Origin of the sequence: Bordetella genomosp. 12 (assembly GCF_002261355.1) — a bacterium.
GTDB lineage: Bacteria > Pseudomonadota > Gammaproteobacteria > Burkholderiales > Burkholderiaceae_B > Bordetella.
Map to the genome: position 1 here is coordinate 641,246 of NZ_NEVU01000003.1, position 18,297 is coordinate 659,542.

Consider the following 18,297-nt stretch of genomic DNA (forward strand, 5'->3'; position numbering starts at 1 on the left):
AGGAGCCCGCCATGCTGGAAACCGTCATCAAACGCGACCGCGACCTGGGAACACCGGCTCGCGTGAGCGAACGCCTGGTCAGCCTCACCATAGACGGCCAGACCATCCGCGTGCCCGAGGGCACGTCGGTCATGCGGGCCGCCGCCGAAGCAGGCATCAACATCCCCAAGCTATGCGCCACGGACAGTCTGGAGGCCTTCGGTTCCTGCCGGCTCTGCCTGGTGCAGATCGAAGGCCGGCGCGGCTACCCGGCCTCGTGCACGACGCCGGCCGAGGACGGCATGGTGGTGATCACCGAAACGCCCAAGCTGCACGAGCTGCGCCGCGGCGTGATGGAACTCTATATCTCCGACCATCCGCTCGATTGCCTGACCTGCGCGGCCAATGGCGATTGCGAACTGCAGGACATGGCGGGCGTGGTGGGCCTGCGCAATGTGCGCTACGGCCACGGCGGCGCCAATCATCTGCAGGCGGCCAAGGACGAATCCAACCCCTACTTCAGCTACGATCCGTCCAAGTGCATCGTGTGCAACCGTTGCGTGCGCGCCTGCGAGGAAACCCAAGGCACCTTTGCGCTGACCATTTCCGGCAAGGGCTTCGATGCCCGCGTCTCTGCGGGCCAGGACCAGCCCTTCATGGAAAGCGAGTGCGTGTCCTGTGGCGCCTGTGTGCAGGCTTGCCCGACCGCGACGCTGCAGGAAAAAACCGTCATCATGATGGGCCAGGCCGAACACGCCGTCGTCACGACCTGCGCCTATTGCGGTGTGGGCTGCGGCTTTAAGGCCGAGATGAAAGGCCAGGAAGTGGTGCGCATGGTGCCCTGGAAAGACGGGCAGGCCAACCGTGGCCACTCTTGCGTCAAAGGCCGCTTCGCCTGGGGCTACACCACGCACCGCGAGCGCGTACTCAAGCCCATGATACGCAAGCGCATCAGCGATCCCTGGCAGGAAGTGTCCTGGGACGAAGCCATCGATTATGCAGCGTCCGAGTTCCGTCGCATCCAGGCGCGCCATGGCCGCGATGCGGTCGGCGGCATCACCTCGTCGCGCTGCACCAACGAAGAAACCTGGCTGGTGCAAAAGCTGATTCGCGCCGCCTTCAACACCAACAATGTCGACACCTGCGCGCGGGTGTGCCATTCGCCCACGGGCTACGGGCTGAAGCAGACGCTGGGCGAATCGGCCGGCACGCAGACCTTCGACTCGGTCATGCACAGCGACGTCGTGATCGTCATGGGCGCCAATCCCAGCAGCGGGCATCCCGTGTTCGCCTCGCGCCTGAAAAAACGCCTGCGCCAGGGCGCGCGGCTCATCGTCATCGACCCGCGCCGCATCGAACTGGTCGACGCGCCGCACATCAAGGCCGACTACCACTTGCAGGTGCGCCCCGGCACCAATGTGGCCCTGTTGACCGCCCTGGCGCACGTCATCGTCACCGAGGGTCTGGTCGCCGAGGCCTTCGTGGCCGAACGTTGCGAAACCCCCGCCTTCGAGCAATGGAAGCAATTCGTGGCCCGCCCCGAGCACGCGCCCGAAGCCACCCAGGACGTGACCGGCGTGCCGGCCGAGGTGGTGCGCGGCGCGGCACGGCTGTATGCCGGCGCGGGCAACGCCGCCATCTATTACGGCCTGGGCGTGACCGAACACAGCCAGGGCTCGACCACCGTCATGGCCATCGCCAATCTGGCCATGGCCACGGGCAATATCGGCCGTGAAGGCGTGGGCGTGAACCCGCTGCGCGGACAGAACAATGTGCAAGGCTCTTGCGACATGGGGTCTTTTCCGCATGAGCTGCCTGGCTACCGCCATATTTCCGACAACGAGGCGCGCGCGCTGTTCGAGGCCGACTGGGGCGTGACGCTGCAGCCCGAGCCGGGGCTGCGCATTCCCAATATGTTCGAAGCCGCGCTGGCCGGGAGTTTCCTGGGGCTGTACTGCCAGGGCGAGGACATCGTGCAATCCGATCCCAACACCCAGCACGTGGCCGCCGCCCTGTCGGCCATGGAGTGCATCGTGGTGCAGGATCTGTTTCTGAACGAGACCGCCAAGTACGCCCACGTCTTTCTGCCGGGTTCGTCCTTTCTCGAAAAGGATGGCACGTTCACCAATGCCGAGCGCCGCATTTCGCGTGTGCGCAAAGTGATGGAGCCGCGCAATGGCATGGCCGACTGGGAAATCACCATGGCGCTGTCCAATGCGCTGGGTTATCCCATGAACTACCGCCATCCGTCGGAGATCATGGCCGAGATCGCGCGCCTGACGCCCTCTTTCAGCGGCGTGACCTACGACAAACTGGAGCGCGCCGGCAGCCTGCAATGGCCCTGCAACGACGACAGCCCGCAGGGCACCCCCATCATGCATGTCGACGGTTTCGTGCGCGGCAAGGGGCGTTTCATGATCACGCGTTATGTCGCCACCGACGAACGCAGCACGCGCCGCTTTCCGCTGCTGCTCACCACGGGCCGCATCCTGTCGCAGTACAACGTCGGCGCGCAGACTCGCCGCACGGAGAATGTGCGCTGGCATGCGGAAGACGTGCTGGAGATGCATCCGCAGGATGCCGAGGACCGCGGCGTGCGCGAGGGGGATTGGGTCGGCATACAAAGCCGCGCGGGCGAAACCGTGCTGCGCGCCACGCTGACAGACCGGGTGCAGCCCGGCGTGGTATATACGACATTCCACTTCCCGGAATCCGGCGCCAATGTGGTCACGACCGACAACTCGGATTGGGCCACCAACTGCCCGGAGTACAAGGTGACGGCCGTCCAGGTCACGCGGGTATCGCAACCCTCGGAATGGCAGCGCCAATGGACGCGCTTTACCGCGACGCAGCAGCGCCTGCTTAACGACCGCGATACAGCCGTGCTGGCCGGGAAATAACGCCTGCGAGACCCGTCATGACCGCATCCGATGCAAGCAACTGGCCCGACCATCGCAAGGTCGAGGTCTGGCGCGTGCGCGCCGAACGCAAGCAGCGCGAACCCGACACGGACCTGCTGGCCGAAGAGACGCCGGTGGCGCTCGAGTTCAATGGGATCAGCCACGCCACCATGCTGGCCACGCCGGCCGATCTCGAGGACTTCGCGCTCGGCTTTGCCCTGAGCGAAGGCATCGTCGGCGCGGCCAGCGACGTGCGCGGCATCGACCTGCAGCCGCGTCCCGACGGCATCGTGGTGCAACTCGAAATCGCCACCGCCTGCGAGGTCCAGCTCAAGCAGCGACGCCGCGCCATGGCAGGCCGCACCGGCTGCGGCCTGTGCGGCGTGGAGACGCTGCCCGAAGTCATGCGTCCGGTCGCCCCCTTGCCGCCCCAGCCTGCGCTGCCGCTGGCTGGCCTGTTGGCGGCCATGCGCGCACTGCGCGCCCGCCAGGTGCTGCACGAGATCACCGGCGCCACGCACGCCGCAGGCTGGGCCGATGCCTCGGGCGAATTGCGGCTGGTGCGCGAGGACGTCGGGCGGCACAACGCCCTGGACAAACTCATCGGCGCGCTGGCGCGCGCCGGGCTGCCCGCCGCGCAGGGCATGGTCGTCGTCTCCAGCCGCGCCAGCTTCGAAATGGTGCAAAAGACCGCCAGCGCCGGCATCGGCGTCCTGGCCGCCGTCTCTGCCCCGACCGCCCTGGCGCAGCGCCTCGCCGAGCAGACCGGGCTGGCGCTGGCCGGCTTTGTGCGCGGTGAGGACGCCACGCTCTATGCCCATCCCGGCCGGCTCGTCTGAACGCCGGCTGCATCAACCCGAATCTCTTATGGACGCCACGAACCTCATCCGCATGGCCAACCGCATCGGCGACTTCTTCGAGGCCTACCCCGACAACGCCGAAGCCCTCGAAGGCATCGCCAATCACATCGAGAAATTCTGGGAACCCCGCATGCGCTGGCAACTGCTGGATTTTCTGGCCGCGCATCCGGATGGGCAGGCGGCCGACATCAGCCTGCATCCGCTGCTGCGCCTGTCGGTCATGCAGAACACCGCCCGCCTGACGCCGCGCCAGGCCCGCCGGCCCTGAACTGCCGGGGGCCCGCCCCGGCGGCGGTAAAAACCGGCTACATTGCCGCCTATGTCTTCCCCCCCCATCACCCTGGTCCACTGGACCGACGCCGACGGATCGGCCCGCCAGGCGCGCTGGCAATCGGAAAGCGGCGCTGCGGCGCCGACCCGCATCGAGGTCATCGACGACCGCATGCCCGCGGACGTGGCTTACCGCAAGGCGTGCGAAGGCACCGCCCTGCTGTGGCGCGGCGACTTTCACAACGCCCGCCAATTGCTCCAGGCCATGACGCGACGCATGGACAAACGGCCGCCCAAGGCGGCCGAGACGCCGCGCGACCGTTTCAATCAGCACCGCATGTGGCAAGCCCAGCGCGCGCGCACGCTGGGCAAACTGCTGATCGAAATCGGCCCGGATCATGACCTGGCGCTGCGGCGCGCGCCGTCGGTGGCGCCGGTCTGCGCCGCCGCTGGCGTGGCCGCGCCTTGCCTGATGTCGTTGCGCGAATTGCAAGGCCTGCTCGGCGCCCATGAGTGGCAGAAAAAAGGCGTGGCCATCGCCGCGCTGGGCGGGCAACGCATCCACCCCTGCTACGGCGTGTATTCGCCGGTGCGTGGCGAGTACATCGATCTGGTGGCCCAGGCGCCCCTGCCGCAAGGCCCGATCTTCGACATCGGCACCGGCACGGGTGTTCTGGCCGCCGTCCTCGCGCGCCGCAGCCCGCATGCCGTGACCGCCACCGACCTGGACGCGCGCGCGCTGGCCTGCGCGCAAGCCAATCTGCAACGTCTGGGGCTGAGCGAGCGCGTCTGCCTGCAACAGACCGATCTGTTTCCGTCAGGGCGGGCCGCGCTCGTCGTGTGCAACCCGCCCTGGCTGCCCGCCAAGCCCAGCTCGCCGATCGAACATGCCGTGTATGACCCCGACAGCCGCATGCTGCGGGCTTTTTTACAGGGGCTGCCGGACCACTTACTGCCCGGCGGCGAGGGCTGGCTGATCCTGTCCGACCTGGCCGAGCATCTGGGCCTGCGCGGCCCGGACGATCTGCAGCAATGGATCGCGCAGGCCAGCCTGCGGGTGGTGCAACGCCACACCGCGCGGCCGCAACATCCGCGCGCGCTCGACACCACCGATCCCTTGCATCGGGCGCGATCGCAAGAGCTGACCTCGCTCTGGCGCCTGGCCTGCGCCTGAACCGCAGCGGGCGGGTTTACCCCCCGAACAACAATCCCGCCAGCGCGCCGGCGGCCAGCAGCCAGAGCGGATGCACGCGCGTGAGCGTGGCGGCCAGCGCGGCGGCCGCGGCAATGGCGGCGGTGGCCGCGTCATGCGCCGAGGCGTAGGTGATCAGGGCCGCGCTGGCCGCCATCAGGCCGGCGGTCATGGGAAAAATCCCCGCCTGCACCACGGCACGCCAGGGCTTTTCCTTGAAACGCTCCCACAGGCCGAGCGCCAGCACCACGACCACCGAAGAGGGGCCGAATTTGGCGATGGTCGTCACCAGCACGCCCATCCAGCCGGCCACATGCCATCCGACCAGCGTGACGACCATGAGGTTGGGGCCGGGCGCGGCCTGACCCAGGGCGAACAGCGCGCCAAAATCGGCCGCCGACATCCACTGATGGACCTCGACGACCTGGCGCTGCATTTCCGGCAGGATGGTATTGCCGCCGCCGAAGGCCAGCAGCGAGAGCTGCGTGAAGATGAGGGCCAGCGCAACCAGGGTGGAAATCATCGCCGTCTCCGCCAGGTCAGAAAGATACTGAGCGGCGTGAGCACCAGCATCGAGGGCAGCAAAGGCAGCCGCAGGACGGCGATCGCGGCAAAGCAGGCCAGCGCGATCGCGATACCGGGCCAGTTGCCGCGCAACGGGCGCGCGATCTTGACGGCCATGGAGATCAACAAGCCTGCAGCGGCCGCCGCCAGGCCGGCGAACATATGCTGAATGTGCGGGTCGCCTTCGTAGCGCTGGTAGATGGTTCCCAGCATGATCACGATGATCGACGGCGCCAGTATCAGGCCCATCAGGGCCGCGAACGCGCCACGCGGGCCGTGAAAGCGCGCGCCCACCGCGACCGACAGGTTGATGATGTTGCCCCCCGGCAGAAACTGGCACAGCCCCAGCAGGTCGGTGAACTCATCGCCGCTGAGCCAGCGTTCTTTCTCCACCAGCATGCGGCGCGCCAGCGGCAAGGCGCCGCCAAAGGCGGAAATGCCCAGGCGGAAAAAGCCGTAAAAAAGCTGGCCGCAGGATGGCCGGTGGCGGCCTGGATCGGTCTCGGGCGTGATGGCTGTCATGGGGGGCGCGCGGGTCTCAAGCGGGCTTTATTCGAATGTGGCGGCAAGGCTACTCCTGACCCGGGCTGGCCGCAAATCCCGCCGCCCGGGCCGGTGAGCAACCGCGGCCATTGTGATTTACAGTGTAAGCAGCGGCGCCTGTCTGGCGCCTGTCCAGGAGGAAAATCATGCAACCGGTTGTCGTCCCCGTCGATGGTTCGGAACATGCTTTGCGGGCCGTGGCCACCGTCCTGAACCCCAGGCTCTACCCCAAGCTGAGCGAGGTGCATCTGGTGACCGTGCAGCCCCCGCTCTTGCGCCAGGGCTTGCACCTTGGCCTGCGGCAGGAGGATATCGACGCCTACCACGCCGAAGAAAGCGCCACGGCCCTGAAGGCCGCCCGCGCCTTGCTCGACCGCGCTGGCCTGCCCTACACCGTGCACAACGAAATCGGGGCGGTCGCCGAATCCATCATCCGCGTGGCCCAGGCCTGCCAGGCCAGCGAGATCGTCATGGGCACGCGCGGCCTGGGCTCGGTCGCCAGCGTGCTGCTGGGATCGGTCACCACCAAGGTGGTCAGCCTGGCCGACCGGCCCGTCACGCTGGTGCAATGAGGGGCCGGGCGGCCTGAAGGCGCGGTGCCGTAGAATCGCGGGCTGACTTCATCTTCGGCCTCATGTCCCGCTCTCCGCTCTACCCCGTCGTTCTGCTGCTCATCGCCATGGCCTCGCTGCAAGGCGGGGCGGCACTGGCCAAAACGCTTTTCCCCGCGGTCGGCGCCCAGGGCACGGCCGCGCTGCGCCTGTTTTTCTCGGCGCTGATTCTGCTGCCCATTCTCAAGCCCTGGCGCCTGACGCTCGATGCCCGCGGCTGGCGCGATGTCGCCCTGTACGGGCTGACGCTGGGCGGCATGAACCTGATGTTCTACATGGCCTTGCGGACCGTCCCGCTGGGCATCGCGGTGGCGCTGGAGTTCACCGGCCCCTTCGCCGTGGCGGTACTGACTTCGCGCCGGCTGCGCGACTTTGCCTGGATCGCACTGGCCGCGGCCGGCCTGCTGGCCCTGATCCCGCACGGCGACGACCTCAGCAGCCTGGATCCGCAAGGCGTGGCCTATGCGCTGGGCGCCGGCCTGTGCTGGGCGCTTTACATCGTGTTCGGCCAGCGCGCGGGCTTGCGCCATGGTTCGCGCACCGTCGCCCTGGCCGCGGGCATCGCCGCGCTGGGGGTGCTGCCCTTCGGCCTGGCCCATGCCGGCGCGGCGGCCATGTTCGCCCCCGCCCTGCTGCCCTGGGCGATCGCCGTGGCGCTACTATCCAGCGCCCTGCCCTATGCGCTGGAGATGCAGGTGCTGCAGCGCTTGCCGGCGCGCACCTTCGGCACGCTGCTCAGCCTGGAACCCGTGTTCGGCGCCTTCTCGGGGCTGTTTTTCCTCGGAGAGACGCTGAGCCTGACCCAATGGCTGGCGGTCGCCGCCATCGTGATCGCATCGGCTGGCATTACCGCCAGCAGCCGCCGCGCCTGAGCCCGGCTCCAGGGCCGGATTTGCGCGGCCTGGTCGCCCCTGCTCAAATAAAGCCTCCCCTTTTCGCACACACGGAGCACACATGAGCCAGCAAAAAGTCGCCATCCTCACGGCCGCAGGCAGCGGTATGGGCGCGGCCGCCGCGCGCAAGCTCGCCGCCGACGGCTTTCAGGTCGCCATCCTGTCCTCCTCGGGCAAGGGCGAAGCCCTGGCTGCGGAACTGGGCGGCCTGGGCGTGACCGGCTCGAATCTGGAACCCGCCGACATCGCCCGCCTGGTCGATGCCACCCTGCAACGCTGGGGCCGTATCGACGCCGTGGTCAACAGCGCCGGCCACGGCCCCAAGGGCGAGCTGCTGGAGATCAGCGACGCCGACTGGACCCGCGGCATGGAGTTCTATCTGCTGAACGTGGTGCGCATCACCCGGCTGGTCACCCCCATCATGCAGGCCCAGCGCGGCGGCTCCATCGTCAACATCTCGACCTACGCGACCTTCGAACCGGAAGCGGCGTTCCCGACCTCGGGCGTGTTCCGCGCAGGGCTGGCCGCCTTCACGAAACTGTTCACCGATGAGTATGCGCCGGACAATGTGCGCATGAACAATGTGCTGCCCGGGTTCATCGACAGCCTGCCCGAGAAGGAAGACCGGCGCGGCCGCATCCCCATGGGCCGCTATGGCCGCGCCGAGGAAGTCGCCAACCTCATCGCCTTTCTGGCTTCGGAGCAATCCAGTTACATCACGGGCCAGAATATCCGCATCGACGGCGGCATCACCCGTTCGGTATAGCCGGCGCGCCCGGGCTGCCCGAGCCCGGGCCTTCCTGCGCAGGGTCTAGCTGCCGGTAGACCTCCTGGGCCAGGCGCAGCAGCTCCTCGCGCGACACCGCGCCCGACAGCGCATAGCCCAGCTTGCCCTCGATCCAGTAGAACACGCGCACCGGCCCATCCTGCATATAGCGGAAGGCCGCGGCATCGCCCGCCGCCTCATGGGTGACATACAGCGTCAGCCGCTGGCCGGCCTGCGAGCTGTACATCAGTTGCGCCACGGCGCCGCGCCCGCCGGGCAACACCCGCCCGCCCACCAGCTCGTAGCCGGCCGAGGCCAGCACCGGCGCATGCACCCTGGCCCCCAGACGCCGCGTGAGCCAGGTGACCATGGCCTGCTCCTGATCCGCGCCCACTTCGACCGGCCGGCGCATGTCGGCGGCGAAGACGGCGTGCGCGACCGCTGCGCGCTGGGCAAAGCCGCCACTGTCGGCGGCCTGGGCCAACTGGCTGCGTTGCGCCTGGTTCTCCATGGCGCCACGCGCCATCCATGCCGCGCTGCCGCTGACCGCGGCGATCAGTATGCCGGCCGCCAGCGCCCAGCCCCACGGCCGCGCGGGCGCGGCACGCAACGGCAACCGTAAGGGCAGCGGCTCGTCCAGCACCTCGTCCAGATGCGCGTGCAACAACGCCTTTTGCTGCGTCCATTGCTCGACCTGATGCTGGGCGGCCGCGTTGCCTGCCAGATAGGCCAGCACTTCCTGCCGCCGGGCGGGCGTCAATTGCCCATCGACCAGGGCGTGGAGATCGGCCTCGGCGATCGGAGCGCCACAGGCAAGAGAGTCGTCTTTCATGGTTTGATGCGGTGCAAAGTGGCCGGCGCGCGCGCCGGCGGCGCTTCGGCCAGTAAGGCGGCCAGCCGCTCACGGGCGCGGGACAGCCGCGACATCACGGTGCCGACCGGCACGTCCAGCACGCGCGCGGCCTCCTGGTAGCTGAACTCCTCCACCGAGATCAGCAAAATGATGGCGCGCTGGTCTTCGGACAGGCGGGCCAGACAGCGATCCAGATCGCGCACGGCCAGGCCGTCATCCTGGGTGGGCCGCGCCGGCACGGCATCCAAGGCCGTGTCGCCGGAGAATTCGGGCTGGCGCTTGTGGGCGCGCAGCCCGTCGATGAAATGGTTGTGCATGATGCCGAACATCCAGGCACGCAGCTCACCGCGCCGCTGCCAGCGCGAGTAACGGCGCCAGGCCCGCTCCAGCGTGTCCTGCACCAGATCATCGGCCCGGTCGCGATCGCCCGTCAGCCCGCGGGCGTAGCGCCGCAGGCTGGGAATGCAGGCCACGATCAGGGCTTCGATATCGCCGGACATGGGAATCCCGTATCAGGGCTTCACAATGTGCCATACGTCCTTGAAGTTGTCGCCCGTTTTGTCGCCGGCCTTGCTGTCCTTGGCGAACAAGTAAAGCGGTTTGCCTTTGTAGGCCCACTGCTTGCTGCCGTCGTCACGGGTGACGATGCTCCAATCGCCCTGCGCCTTGGCGCCGTTGGCGGCGGCAAGCGGGGGCCAGGCCTTGGCGCAGGCATCGTTGCAGGCGCTCTTGCCGCTGCCCGCGCTGTCTTTGTCAAAGGTGTAGAGCGTCATGCCCTGGGCATCGACCAGCATGCCGGCGTCGGTTTTGGCCGGAGCCTGCGCCAAGGCGCTGCCGGCAACCAGGGTCAGGCCCACGAGGGCCAGGGTGGCGGAATGTCGTTTCATCGTCTCGCTCCTAAAGGGAAAGTCGGGTGTTGCCTGACGATGGACGCCGCGGGCGTGCGGATTATTCCCGGGGGCAGCAAAAAAAGTCCGGCCAGGCACGGCGGGCCAGCCCGTCGGGGCCAGAATTTACGCAGAATTGACGCCCCGCCCCCTGCCCGGGCATGGAGAGTTTACGGCGCTCAGGAAGAGAATTCCGCCACTGCCATGACGGCTTTCCGGGTGGGATTCATGACCGAGTTTATTTTCGTGCTGGCGCTTGCGATCGCGCTGGGCTGGCCGATGGGCCATTATCTGGCCGCCGTAATGCGGGGCGCTCCCATGCGCGGCGATCGCTTGTTTGGCCTGATCGAGCGCCCGCTGTACCGCCTGCTTGGGGTGGACCCGGCGCAAGGCATGAGCGGCAAAGCGTATGTCACCGCCTTTCTGGCCAGCAATGCCGTGCTGGGCGGCGTGGTGTGGCTGCTGTTCATGACCCAGGCCTGGCTGCCCCTGAATCCCAACGAAGCGCCCAATATGCGCTGGGATCTGGCGCTGCACACCATGGTGTCGTTCGTCACCAACACCAATCAGCAGCATTACTCGGGCCAGGCCCAGCTGTCCTACCTGGCACAAATGACCGGCATCGTCGGCCTGCAAGTCGTCACGCCACTGATGGGGCTGGCGCTGGTCGCCGCCACGTTGCGCGGCCTGTTCGGCGGCCGCGCGGCCGCGCCACGCGATCTGGGTAATTACTGGGCCGATGTGATCCGGCCGGCCGTGCGGCTGTTTCTGCCGCTGTGCCTGCTGCTGTCGGCCCTGCTGACCTGGCAAGGCGTGCCCGCCACCCTCGAAGGCGGGCCCGTGGCCCGGCCGGTGGACTCCCACGTGGCGATGACGCAGCAGAAAATTCCGCTGGGCCCGGTCGCCGCGATGGTCGCCGCCAAGCAGCTCGGTACCAATGGCGGCGGCTGGTATGGCCCGAACAGCGCCGTGCCGCTGGAGAATCCGACCCCGCTGTCCAACCTGATCGAAACGCTGGCGCTCATCCTGCTGCCGGTGGCCGTCGTGTTCATGGTCGGCCCGTTCACCGGCCGCTGGCGATTCACGGTGCTGGTGTTCGGCGCGATGCTGGCGATGTCCTTGGTCTCGACCGGGCTGTCGCTGTGGTCGGAAGGCCATTCCGCCACCTCGGCCGATATCGCCCTGATGGAGGGCAAGGAAGTGCGGCTGGGCGCCGATGCGTCGGCCTTGTGGGCCGCGCTGACCACGCAGACCAGCAATGGATCCGTCAACGCCATGCATGACTCGCTGGCACCGCTGACCGGGCTGGTGGCGCTGGGCAATATGCTGATCAATGCGATCTGGGGCGGCATCGGCTGCGGCCTGCAGCAGTTTCTCGTCTATCTGCTGCTCAGCGTATTTCTGGCCGGCTTGATGACCGGCCGCACCCCGGAACTCTTCGGGCGCAAGATCGAAGCTCCGGAAGTCAGGCTGCTGGCCGTCCTGGTGCTGTTGCAACCCCTGGTTTTGCTGGGCATGACGGCGATCGCGCTGACCCTGCCCTCCCTGGCCGGCAACTCCAATCCTGGCTTTCACGGCATCAGCCAGGTCTTTTATGAATATGCCTCGGCCTACGCCAACAATGGATCGGGCTTCGAAGGATTGGGAGATGCGACGTATTGGTGGAATCTGAGCGGCGCGGCCGTGCTCGCGCTGGGCCGCTATCCGGCGCTCATTCTGCCGCTGGCCATCGCCGCGATGCTGGCCCGCAAACGCGCCGTGCCCCAGGGGCCGGGCAGCCTGCAGATCGAAACACCCACCTTCGCGCTGACCCTGATCGCGATCATCGTCATCCTGACCCTGCTGCAGTTCATGCCGGTGCTGGTGCTCGGCCCGGTGGCCGACCATCTGGCGCTTACGGCGCAATGAGGCGACCCACCATGACAGACATCTCTTCCTTCTTGCCGGGGCGCGGCCAACGCGCCGTATTGCTCGATGCCGCAGGCTGGCGGACAGCCCTGCTGGCGACTTTCACCAAACTGGCGCCACAGCACGCATACAAAAATCCCGTCATGGCCGTCGTCTGGCTGGGCGCACTGTTGTGCGCCGCGCTCACGGCGCTGGGCAGCACGCCGGCCGGCCTCGGCTGGAGCGTGACCGCGCTGCTGACGATCACCGTGCTGTTTGGCAACTTCGCCGAGGCCGTGGCCGAGGCGCGCGGGCGTGGCCAGGCCGCCTCGCTGCGCCGCGCTCGCCAAGACCTGCTGGCGCGCCGCATGGCCCCTGGCGACGACTCAGGCGCGACGCAGACCGTCGCGGCCACGGACTTGCGGCCGGGCGATCTGGTAAAAGTCGCCGAGGGCGAGCTCATTCCGGCTGATGGCGAGATCGTGCGTGGGCTGGCCACCATCAACGAGTCGGCCGTCACCGGCGAGTCCGCGCCCGTGTTGCGTGAGGCCGGCACCGACCGCTCGGGCGTGATCGGCGGCACCAAAGTGCTCTCCGATGAGATCGTAGTGCGCGTCTGCGCGCAGCCCGGCGACAGCTTCCTGGACCGCATGATCGCGCTGGTCGAAGGCGCCAACCGCCAGAGGACGCCCAATGAAGTGGCGCTGGGCCTGCTGCTGGCCACCATGACCCTGACCTTTGTGATCGTGGTCGGCACGCTGCCCGCCATCGCCGCATTCGTCGGCCTGCGGCTCGATCCCCTGCTGCTCATCGCCTTGCTGGTGTGCCTGATCCCCACCACCATCGGCGGCCTGCTGCCGGCCATCGGCATCGCGGGAATGAACCGTGCGTTACGCGCCAATGTGCTGGCAAAATCCGGCAAGGCGGTGGAAGTGGCTGGCGACATCGACGTCCTGCTGCTGGACAAGACCGGCACCATCACCCACGGCGACCGGCAGGCCACGGCGCTGCATCCGCTGGCCGGGATCGACCCGGCGCGCCTGCGCCAGGCGGCCCTGCTGGCCTCGCTGGCAGACCCCACGCCCGAGGGCAAATCCATCGTCAAGCTGATCGGCGCGGACGCGTTTGCAGCCGGGTCGCTGCCAGAGGCGCATTTCATCGCCTTCAGCGCGCACACCCGCATGTCGGGCGTGGATCTGCCCGATGGCCGCCGCATCCGCAAGGGCGCGGCGCCTGCCATCATCTGCGACATTCAGGCGCAAGGCGGCGCAGCGGCCAGCGACCTGGACGCGCGCGTGCGCGAAGTCGCCCGCAAGGGCGCCACGCCCCTGGTCGTGGCCGAAGGCGCCCAAGTGCTGGGCGTCGTCGAACTCTCCGATGTGGTCAAGCACGGTATCAAGGAAAAATTCGCGCAACTGCGCAGCATGGGCATCAAGACGGTGATGATCACGGGCGACAACCCCTTGACCGCAGCCGCCATCGCCGCCGAAGCCGGCGTGGACGACTACATTGCCGAAGCGCGGCCTCAGGACAAACTGGCGCGCATCCGCCAAGAACAGGCCGGCGGGCACTTGGTCGCCATGGTGGGCGACGGCACCAACGACGCGCCCGCGCTCGCCCAGGCGGACGTGGGCCTGGCGATGAATTCCGGCACCCAGGCCGCCAAAGAGGCCGGCAACATGGTCGATCTCGATTCCGACCCGGCCAAACTGCTGGCCGTGGTCGAGATCGGCAAACAACAGCTCATCACGCGCGGCGCGTTGACCACCTTCTCGCTGGCCAACGACGTCTCCAAGTACTTCGCCATCCTGCCGGCGCTGTTCGCCGGCGCCCTGCCGTCGATGGCAGCGCTGGATGTCATGCACTTGTCCAGTCCGTCCCATGCGGTGCTGGCCGCGCTGATTTTCAATGCCGGCATCATCCCGCTGCTCATCCCGCTGGCCTTGCGCGGGGTCCGCTTTCGCGCGGGCGGCGCCACGGCCCTGCTGCGGCGGAACATGCTTGTCTATGGCCTCGGCGGCGTCCTGCTGCCGTTTCCGGCCATCAAACTCATCGACATGCTGCTGGCCGCCGCGGCCGGCCTCTGAGGACCCCGACATGCCTACTGCTTACGCCCCCTCCCCGGCCTCGCGGCCCACCCGTCCAGGCGCCCTGCTACGGCCCAGCCTGGGCCTGGCCGCCATTGTCCTGCTGCTGTTCGGGCTGAGCTATTCGCTCGTGGCCACCGGTATCGGCCGGGCGCTGTTTCCGCACGCGGCTCAGGGCAGCCTGCTTGAGCGCGCAGGCCAGGTGATCGGCTCCGCCCTCGTCGCGCAACCTTTCGCCGCCGACGGCTACTTTCAGCCCCGCCCCTCTGCCGCCAACTACGATCTGATGGCCCTGGCAGGCAGCAATCAGGCGCGCGGCAACCCCGAGCTGCGCGCGCGTCTGGACCAGACGCGCGCCGCCATCGCCGCGCGCGAAGGCATCACGCTGGCGGCGGTGCCAGGCGACCTGCTGACCCAATCGGGTTCCGGCATCGATCCGCACATCAGCCCGCAATCGGCGCGGATTCAGATCGCCCGGATCGCCCGTGCGCGCATGCTGCCCGCCCCGCGCATCGCGGCCCTGGTGGCGCAACACACCGAAGGCCCTCAATGGGGATGGTTCGGCCAGCCCAGGATCAACGTCTTGCAACTGAACCTGGCCCTGGACGCCCTGTCCGCCACAAACGGTTTACATTGACCGCATGAACGCAAACCGCGAGACGAAGGCTGACGCGCTGGCCGGCGCGCTGCGGCGCCAGGACGCCGGCCGCCTGACGGTGTTTCTCGGCGCCGCGCCCGGCGTCGGCAAAACCTACGCCATGCTGGCCCGGGCCCGCGATCTGCGGCGGCAGGGCATCGACACGGTGGTCGGCATCGTCGAGACCCACGGCCGCAGCGAGACGGCCGCCCTCGTCGAGGGGCTGGAGCTCGTGCCGAGACGGCGACTGCCCTACCAGGGCAGGTTGCTGGAAGAACTGGACCTCGACGCCGTGCTGGCACGCCGTCCGCGCGTGGCGCTGATCGACGAGCTGGCCCACCGCAATGCGCCCGGCAGCCGGCATGAGCGCCGCTGGCAAGACGTGATCGAACTGCTCGATGCCGGTATCGACGTCTACACCACGGTCAACATCCAGCACCTCGAAAGTCTCAATGACATCGTGTATCGCATTACCGGTGTGCGGGTCGGCGAAACCGTGCCCGACGCCGTGCTGGACCGCTTGCGCGACATCCGCCTGGTCGACCTGCCGGCGCGCGAACTGATCGAACGGCTGCATCAGGGCAAAGTCTATCTGCCCGAGCAGGCCGAACAGGCCCTGCAGTCGTTCTTCTCGCCCGCCAATCTGGCGGCGCTGCGCGAACTGGCCATGCAGACGGCCGCCGACCATGTCGAGGAAGACCTGCGTGAATCGCAGGCCGCGCGCGGCCTGCCTGGCCTCGCCCTGCGGCGGCGCGTCCTGATCGCCATCGATGGCATGGGCGCTTCCGAATACCTGGTGCGCGCCGGGCGCCGCATCGCCGAACGCCGCGATGCGCCCTGGAGCGTGGTCACCGTGCAGGCCAGCGGCACGGTCAGCCCGCAGCGGCAGGCCGAACTGGACCGCGCCTTCACCCTGGCGCGCCATCTCGGCGCGGACACGGAAGTCCTGCACGGCGCGCATGTCGCCGACGCGCTGCTCGATCACGCCGAGCACGGCGGGGCCTCTACCCTGGTCGTGGGCCGCACGCGCGAGCGGCCGATCGCACGCATGTTCAACCGCACGCTGACCCAGCAGCTGCTGCAGCGCGGCGCGCACTACGAGCTGGTCATCATCAGCGCGCCGCCCGCCCGGGCGCGGGCGCGCCAGAGCGCGGCCAACGCACCGCGCCCCGGCCGCCAGGACATTCTGCCCGCTGTCGCCGCGGCCGCGGCTGCCACGCTGCTGGCGTGGATCGCCGAGCGCTGGGCGGGTCTGGAAGACCTGTCCATGGTATTCATCGTGGCCGTGGTGCTGGTGGCCGCGCGCACCCGCATGGCGGCCGCCGTGCTTGCTGCCTTGCTCTGTTTTCTAGCCTACAACTTCTTTTTCATCGAACCCAAGCTCACGCTGTTCATCAGTGCGCGCCAGGGGCTGACCACGGTCAGTCTGTTCCTGGTCGCGGCGCTGGTGGCCGGCCGCATGGCCTCGCAGTTACGCACGCAAGTCCTCGCGCTGCGCTCGGCCAACGCCCATGCCACCGTCTTGCAGAACCTGGGCCGGCAACTGAGCGTGGCGGCCGATTTGGGCGAAGTCCTGCATGCCGGCCGCCTGGCGCTGGAGCGCTCGCTGGGCGTGCCGGCCTGGCTGGCGGTCGACGCGGCCAGCCAGGCCGATGACGATCCCTCATTCGCCCCCATCGACCGCGCCGCCGCCGATTGGGTGCTGCAGCACGGGCAGCCGGCCGGCCGCCACACCGACACCCTGGCCGGCGCGGCCTGGTGGTTTCTGCCGCTGCGCAGCGGCGCGACCATCATCGGCGCGCTCGGCCTGAAGTTCGGCGCCGCGCCGGCGCGCGCCACCACGCAAGCGCGCCGGCTGGCCGAAGCCATGGCGGGCGACATCGCGCAAGCCGCCCTGCGTACCCGTCTGGTCTCCGACCTCGAAAGCGCGCGCGTGGCCAACGAAACCGAACGCCTGCGCTCGGCGTTGCTGTCCTCGGTGTCGCATGACCTGCGCTCGCCCCTGGCCGCCATGGTCGGCTCGGCCAGCAGTCTGGCCAACTACGCCAGCGCCATGAGCGAGGACGATCGCAAAAGTCTGCTCGACACCATCCTGCTGGAAGGCGATCGCCTGGATCGCTATATCCAGAACCTGCTGGACATGACCCGGCTGGGCCACACCGGCCTGACGTTGAACCGCGACTGGATCGGCGTCGACGAGCTGGTCGGCTCGGCCGTGGCTCGCCTGCGCCGCTACCAGCCCGACGTCACGCTGCGCCTGGACCTCGCCGCCGGGCTGCCGCCCATCTGGGTGCATCCGGCGCTCATCGAACAGGCGCTGTTCAACGTGCTGGAGAACGCCGCCAAGTTCTCGCCCCCGTCGGCGGGCATCGACGTGGCGGCCAGACAGGCCGGCGACAGCCTGCAACTGGACGTGCGGGACCGGGGCCCGGGGATCCCGCCGCCCGAGCGGCGCCGCGTGTTCGATATGTTCTACAGTGTGGAACGCGGCGACCGCGGGCATCAGGGCACCGGTCTGGGCCTGACCATCGCCCAGGGCATGGTCGGCGCGCACGGCGGCCACGTCGAGGCCTTGCCAGGGCCCGACGGAACCGGCACCCTGATACGCCTGACATTGCCTTTGCTCGAACCGCCTCGCCCCCTGCCCCCCTCGGATGCCGACTGATCCTCTTGCCCACCCCGCCCGGATTCTGGTGATCGACGACGAGCCCCAGATCCGCCGTTTTCTGGACATCAGCCTGCGCGCGCAGGGCTATACGGTCGCGCTGGCCGCCAGCGGCCAGGAAGGCCTGGACAGGCTGGCCACCCAGGGAGCCGACCTGCTGGTGCTGGACATCGGCCTGCCCGACCTGGACGGCCATGAAGTCTTGCGCGAGCTGCGCGCCTGGTCGCAAGTGCCGGTCATCATGCTGACCGTGCGCGCCGGCGAGGCGGAGAAAGTCGCGGCGCTGGATGCCGGCGCCAATGACTACGTCACCAAACCCTTCGGCACGCAGGAACTGATGGCACGCATCCGGGTGCTGCTGCGCCAGCATGCCGCCAGCGCCGAAGAGCCCGTCGTCTTCGATGACGGCCAGTTGCGCATCGATCTGGCCAAGCGCGAGGTCCACCTGTTCGGGCGCCGCCTGGCGCTGGGCCGCAAGGAATATGCCTTGCTGGCGCTGCTGCTGAAAAACAGCGGCCGCGTGGTCACGCAGCCGCAAATACTCAAGGAAATCTGGGGTTCTGCGCATGCCGACGACACGCACTATGTGCGGGTGCTGGTCGGCAAGCTGCGGCAAAAACTCGGTGACAACGCCGCCGAGCCGCGCTGGATCGCCACGGAGCCCGGCGTGGGCCTGCGCTTCATGGCACCGCCGGCCTGATCT

17 protein-coding genes are annotated in these 18,297 nt (G+C 68.3%); 12 read left to right on the forward strand and 5 right to left on the reverse strand.

The features are described from left to right. Positions 1-11 precede the first annotated feature (11 nt). From fdhF to CAL22_RS15155, 4 genes are read left to right on the forward strand one after another with little or no spacing between them, the layout of a single operon-like run. Complete coding sequence (gene fdhF, locus CAL22_RS15140) at positions 12-2,879, forward strand: formate dehydrogenase subunit alpha (RefSeq protein ID WP_094814631.1); 2,868 nt, start codon at positions 12-14, stop codon at positions 2,877-2,879. Positions 2,880-2,896: 17 nt separating this feature from the next. After that, entirely contained in the window at positions 2,897-3,718 is an 822-nt protein-coding gene (gene fdhD, locus CAL22_RS15145) for a formate dehydrogenase accessory sulfurtransferase FdhD (protein WP_094814633.1), read from the forward strand. A 28-nt stretch (positions 3,719-3,746) separates the two neighbouring features. Next, positions 3,747-4,007, forward strand: coding sequence for a formate dehydrogenase subunit delta (locus CAL22_RS15150; protein ID WP_094814635.1), 261 nt, complete (start codon positions 3,747-3,749; stop codon positions 4,005-4,007). Between the two features lie 51 nt (positions 4,008-4,058). Then, positions 4,059-5,183 (forward strand): methyltransferase, encoded by a 1,125-nt coding sequence (locus CAL22_RS15155; RefSeq protein WP_094814637.1) that lies wholly within the window; start codon positions 4,059-4,061, stop codon positions 5,181-5,183. A 16-nt stretch (positions 5,184-5,199) separates the two neighbouring features. Here CAL22_RS15155 and CAL22_RS15160 read toward each other — a convergent pair whose 3' ends face one another. Further along, entirely contained in the window at positions 5,200-5,724 is a 525-nt protein-coding gene (locus tag CAL22_RS15160; protein WP_094814639.1) for a chromate transporter, read from the reverse strand. Further along, positions 5,721-6,287, reverse strand: a complete 567-nt coding sequence (locus CAL22_RS15165; protein WP_094814641.1) for a chromate transporter — start codon at positions 6,285-6,287, stop codon at positions 5,721-5,723. Before CAL22_RS15165 ends, CAL22_RS15160 begins: the two co-directional genes overlap by 4 nt. Before the next feature lie 167 nt (positions 6,288-6,454). Here CAL22_RS15165 and CAL22_RS15170 point away from each other — a divergent pair, with 167 nt between their 5' ends. The 3 genes from CAL22_RS15170 to CAL22_RS15180 all read left to right on the forward strand — a co-directional run bounded on the left by CAL22_RS15170 (position 6,455) and on the right by CAL22_RS15180 (position 8,578). Then, a complete protein-coding gene (locus tag CAL22_RS15170) occupies positions 6,455-6,880 on the forward strand; it encodes a universal stress protein (protein ID WP_094814643.1) in 426 nt (141 codons plus the stop codon). A 107-nt stretch (positions 6,881-6,987) separates the two neighbouring features. Then, positions 6,988-7,791: an EamA family transporter gene (locus CAL22_RS15175; RefSeq protein ID WP_094816667.1), complete on the forward strand. Its 804-nt coding sequence runs from the start codon at positions 6,988-6,990 to the stop codon at positions 7,789-7,791. A gap of 82 nt (positions 7,792-7,873) precedes the next feature. Beyond that, a complete protein-coding gene (locus CAL22_RS15180) occupies positions 7,874-8,578 on the forward strand; it encodes an SDR family oxidoreductase (RefSeq protein WP_094814645.1) in 705 nt (234 codons plus the stop codon). Here the strand turns inward: CAL22_RS15180 and CAL22_RS15185 are convergent. The 3 genes from CAL22_RS15185 to CAL22_RS15195 are packed head-to-tail and all read right to left on the reverse strand — an operon-like array spanning position 8,562 to position 10,318. Further along, positions 8,562-9,410: an anti-sigma factor family protein gene (locus CAL22_RS15185; RefSeq protein ID WP_094814647.1), complete on the reverse strand. Its 849-nt coding sequence runs from the start codon at positions 9,408-9,410 to the stop codon at positions 8,562-8,564. The two genes, CAL22_RS15180 and CAL22_RS15185, sit on opposite strands and share 17 nt — an antisense overlap. After that, positions 9,407-9,931 carry an RNA polymerase sigma factor gene (locus CAL22_RS15190; RefSeq protein ID WP_094814649.1) on the reverse strand — a complete coding sequence of 175 codons (525 nt, stop codon included), beginning with the start codon at positions 9,929-9,931 and terminating at the stop codon, positions 9,407-9,409. Before CAL22_RS15190 ends, CAL22_RS15185 begins: the two co-directional genes overlap by 4 nt. Before the next feature lie 12 nt (positions 9,932-9,943). Then, positions 9,944-10,318, reverse strand: a complete 375-nt coding sequence (locus tag CAL22_RS15195) for a COG4315 family predicted lipoprotein (protein ID WP_094814651.1) — start codon at positions 10,316-10,318, stop codon at positions 9,944-9,946. 228 nt (positions 10,319-10,546) lie between these two features. On the opposite strand from CAL22_RS15195, the gene kdpA reads away from it, so the two are divergent. From kdpA to CAL22_RS15220, 5 genes are read left to right on the forward strand one after another with little or no spacing between them, the layout of a single operon-like run. Next, positions 10,547-12,226, forward strand: coding sequence for a potassium-transporting ATPase subunit KdpA (kdpA, locus tag CAL22_RS15200; RefSeq protein WP_094816669.1), 1,680 nt, complete (start codon positions 10,547-10,549; stop codon positions 12,224-12,226). Positions 12,227-12,237: 11 nt separating this feature from the next. Then, positions 12,238-14,292 carry a potassium-transporting ATPase subunit KdpB gene (gene kdpB / locus CAL22_RS15205; protein WP_094814653.1) on the forward strand — a complete coding sequence of 685 codons (2,055 nt, stop codon included), beginning with the start codon at positions 12,238-12,240 and terminating at the stop codon, positions 14,290-14,292. Between the two features lie 10 nt (positions 14,293-14,302). After that, positions 14,303-14,929: a potassium-transporting ATPase subunit KdpC gene (gene kdpC / locus CAL22_RS15210; protein ID WP_094814655.1), complete on the forward strand. Its 627-nt coding sequence runs from the start codon at positions 14,303-14,305 to the stop codon at positions 14,927-14,929. A gap of 4 nt (positions 14,930-14,933) precedes the next feature. Further along, positions 14,934-17,594, forward strand: coding sequence for a sensor histidine kinase (locus tag CAL22_RS15215; RefSeq protein WP_094814657.1), 2,661 nt, complete (start codon positions 14,934-14,936; stop codon positions 17,592-17,594). Continuing rightward, complete coding sequence (locus CAL22_RS15220; protein WP_094814659.1) at positions 17,584-18,294, forward strand: response regulator; 711 nt, start codon at positions 17,584-17,586, stop codon at positions 18,292-18,294. The genes CAL22_RS15215 and CAL22_RS15220 overlap by 11 nt, the downstream gene beginning before the upstream one ends. The last annotated feature ends 3 nt before the right edge of the window (positions 18,295-18,297 follow it).

Excerpts from the sequence above, each read along its gene's own strand:
- fdhF (WP_094814631.1), top strand. The coding sequence starts at position 12 with ATGCTGGAAACCGTCATCAAACGCGACCGCGACCTGGGAACACCGGCT.
- fdhD (WP_094814633.1), top strand. The coding sequence starts at position 2,897 with ATGACCGCATCCGATGCAAGCAACTGGCCCGACCATCGCAAGGTCGAG.
- CAL22_RS15150 (WP_094814635.1), top strand. The coding sequence starts at position 3,747 with ATGGACGCCACGAACCTCATCCGCATGGCCAACCGCATCGGCGACTTC.
- CAL22_RS15155 (WP_094814637.1), top strand. The coding sequence starts at position 4,059 with ATGTCTTCCCCCCCCATCACCCTGGTCCACTGGACCGACGCCGACGGA.
- CAL22_RS15160 (WP_094814639.1), bottom strand. The coding sequence starts at position 5,724 with ATGATTTCCACCCTGGTTGCGCTGGCCCTCATCTTCACGCAGCTCTCG.
- CAL22_RS15165 (WP_094814641.1), bottom strand. The coding sequence starts at position 6,287 with ATGACAGCCATCACGCCCGAGACCGATCCAGGCCGCCACCGGCCATCC.
- CAL22_RS15170 (WP_094814643.1), top strand. The coding sequence starts at position 6,455 with ATGCAACCGGTTGTCGTCCCCGTCGATGGTTCGGAACATGCTTTGCGG.
- CAL22_RS15175 (WP_094816667.1), top strand. The coding sequence starts at position 6,988 with ATGGCCTCGCTGCAAGGCGGGGCGGCACTGGCCAAAACGCTTTTCCCC.
- CAL22_RS15180 (WP_094814645.1), top strand. The coding sequence starts at position 7,874 with ATGAGCCAGCAAAAAGTCGCCATCCTCACGGCCGCAGGCAGCGGTATG.
- CAL22_RS15185 (WP_094814647.1), bottom strand. The coding sequence starts at position 9,410 with ATGAAAGACGACTCTCTTGCCTGTGGCGCTCCGATCGCCGAGGCCGAT.
- CAL22_RS15190 (WP_094814649.1), bottom strand. The coding sequence starts at position 9,931 with ATGTCCGGCGATATCGAAGCCCTGATCGTGGCCTGCATTCCCAGCCTG.
- CAL22_RS15195 (WP_094814651.1), bottom strand. The coding sequence starts at position 10,318 with ATGAAACGACATTCCGCCACCCTGGCCCTCGTGGGCCTGACCCTGGTT.
- kdpA (WP_094816669.1), top strand. The coding sequence starts at position 10,547 with ATGACCGAGTTTATTTTCGTGCTGGCGCTTGCGATCGCGCTGGGCTGG.
- kdpB (WP_094814653.1), top strand. The coding sequence starts at position 12,238 with ATGACAGACATCTCTTCCTTCTTGCCGGGGCGCGGCCAACGCGCCGTA.
- kdpC (WP_094814655.1), top strand. The coding sequence starts at position 14,303 with ATGCCTACTGCTTACGCCCCCTCCCCGGCCTCGCGGCCCACCCGTCCA.
- CAL22_RS15215 (WP_094814657.1), top strand. The coding sequence starts at position 14,934 with ATGAACGCAAACCGCGAGACGAAGGCTGACGCGCTGGCCGGCGCGCTG.
- CAL22_RS15220 (WP_094814659.1), top strand. The coding sequence starts at position 17,584 with ATGCCGACTGATCCTCTTGCCCACCCCGCCCGGATTCTGGTGATCGAC.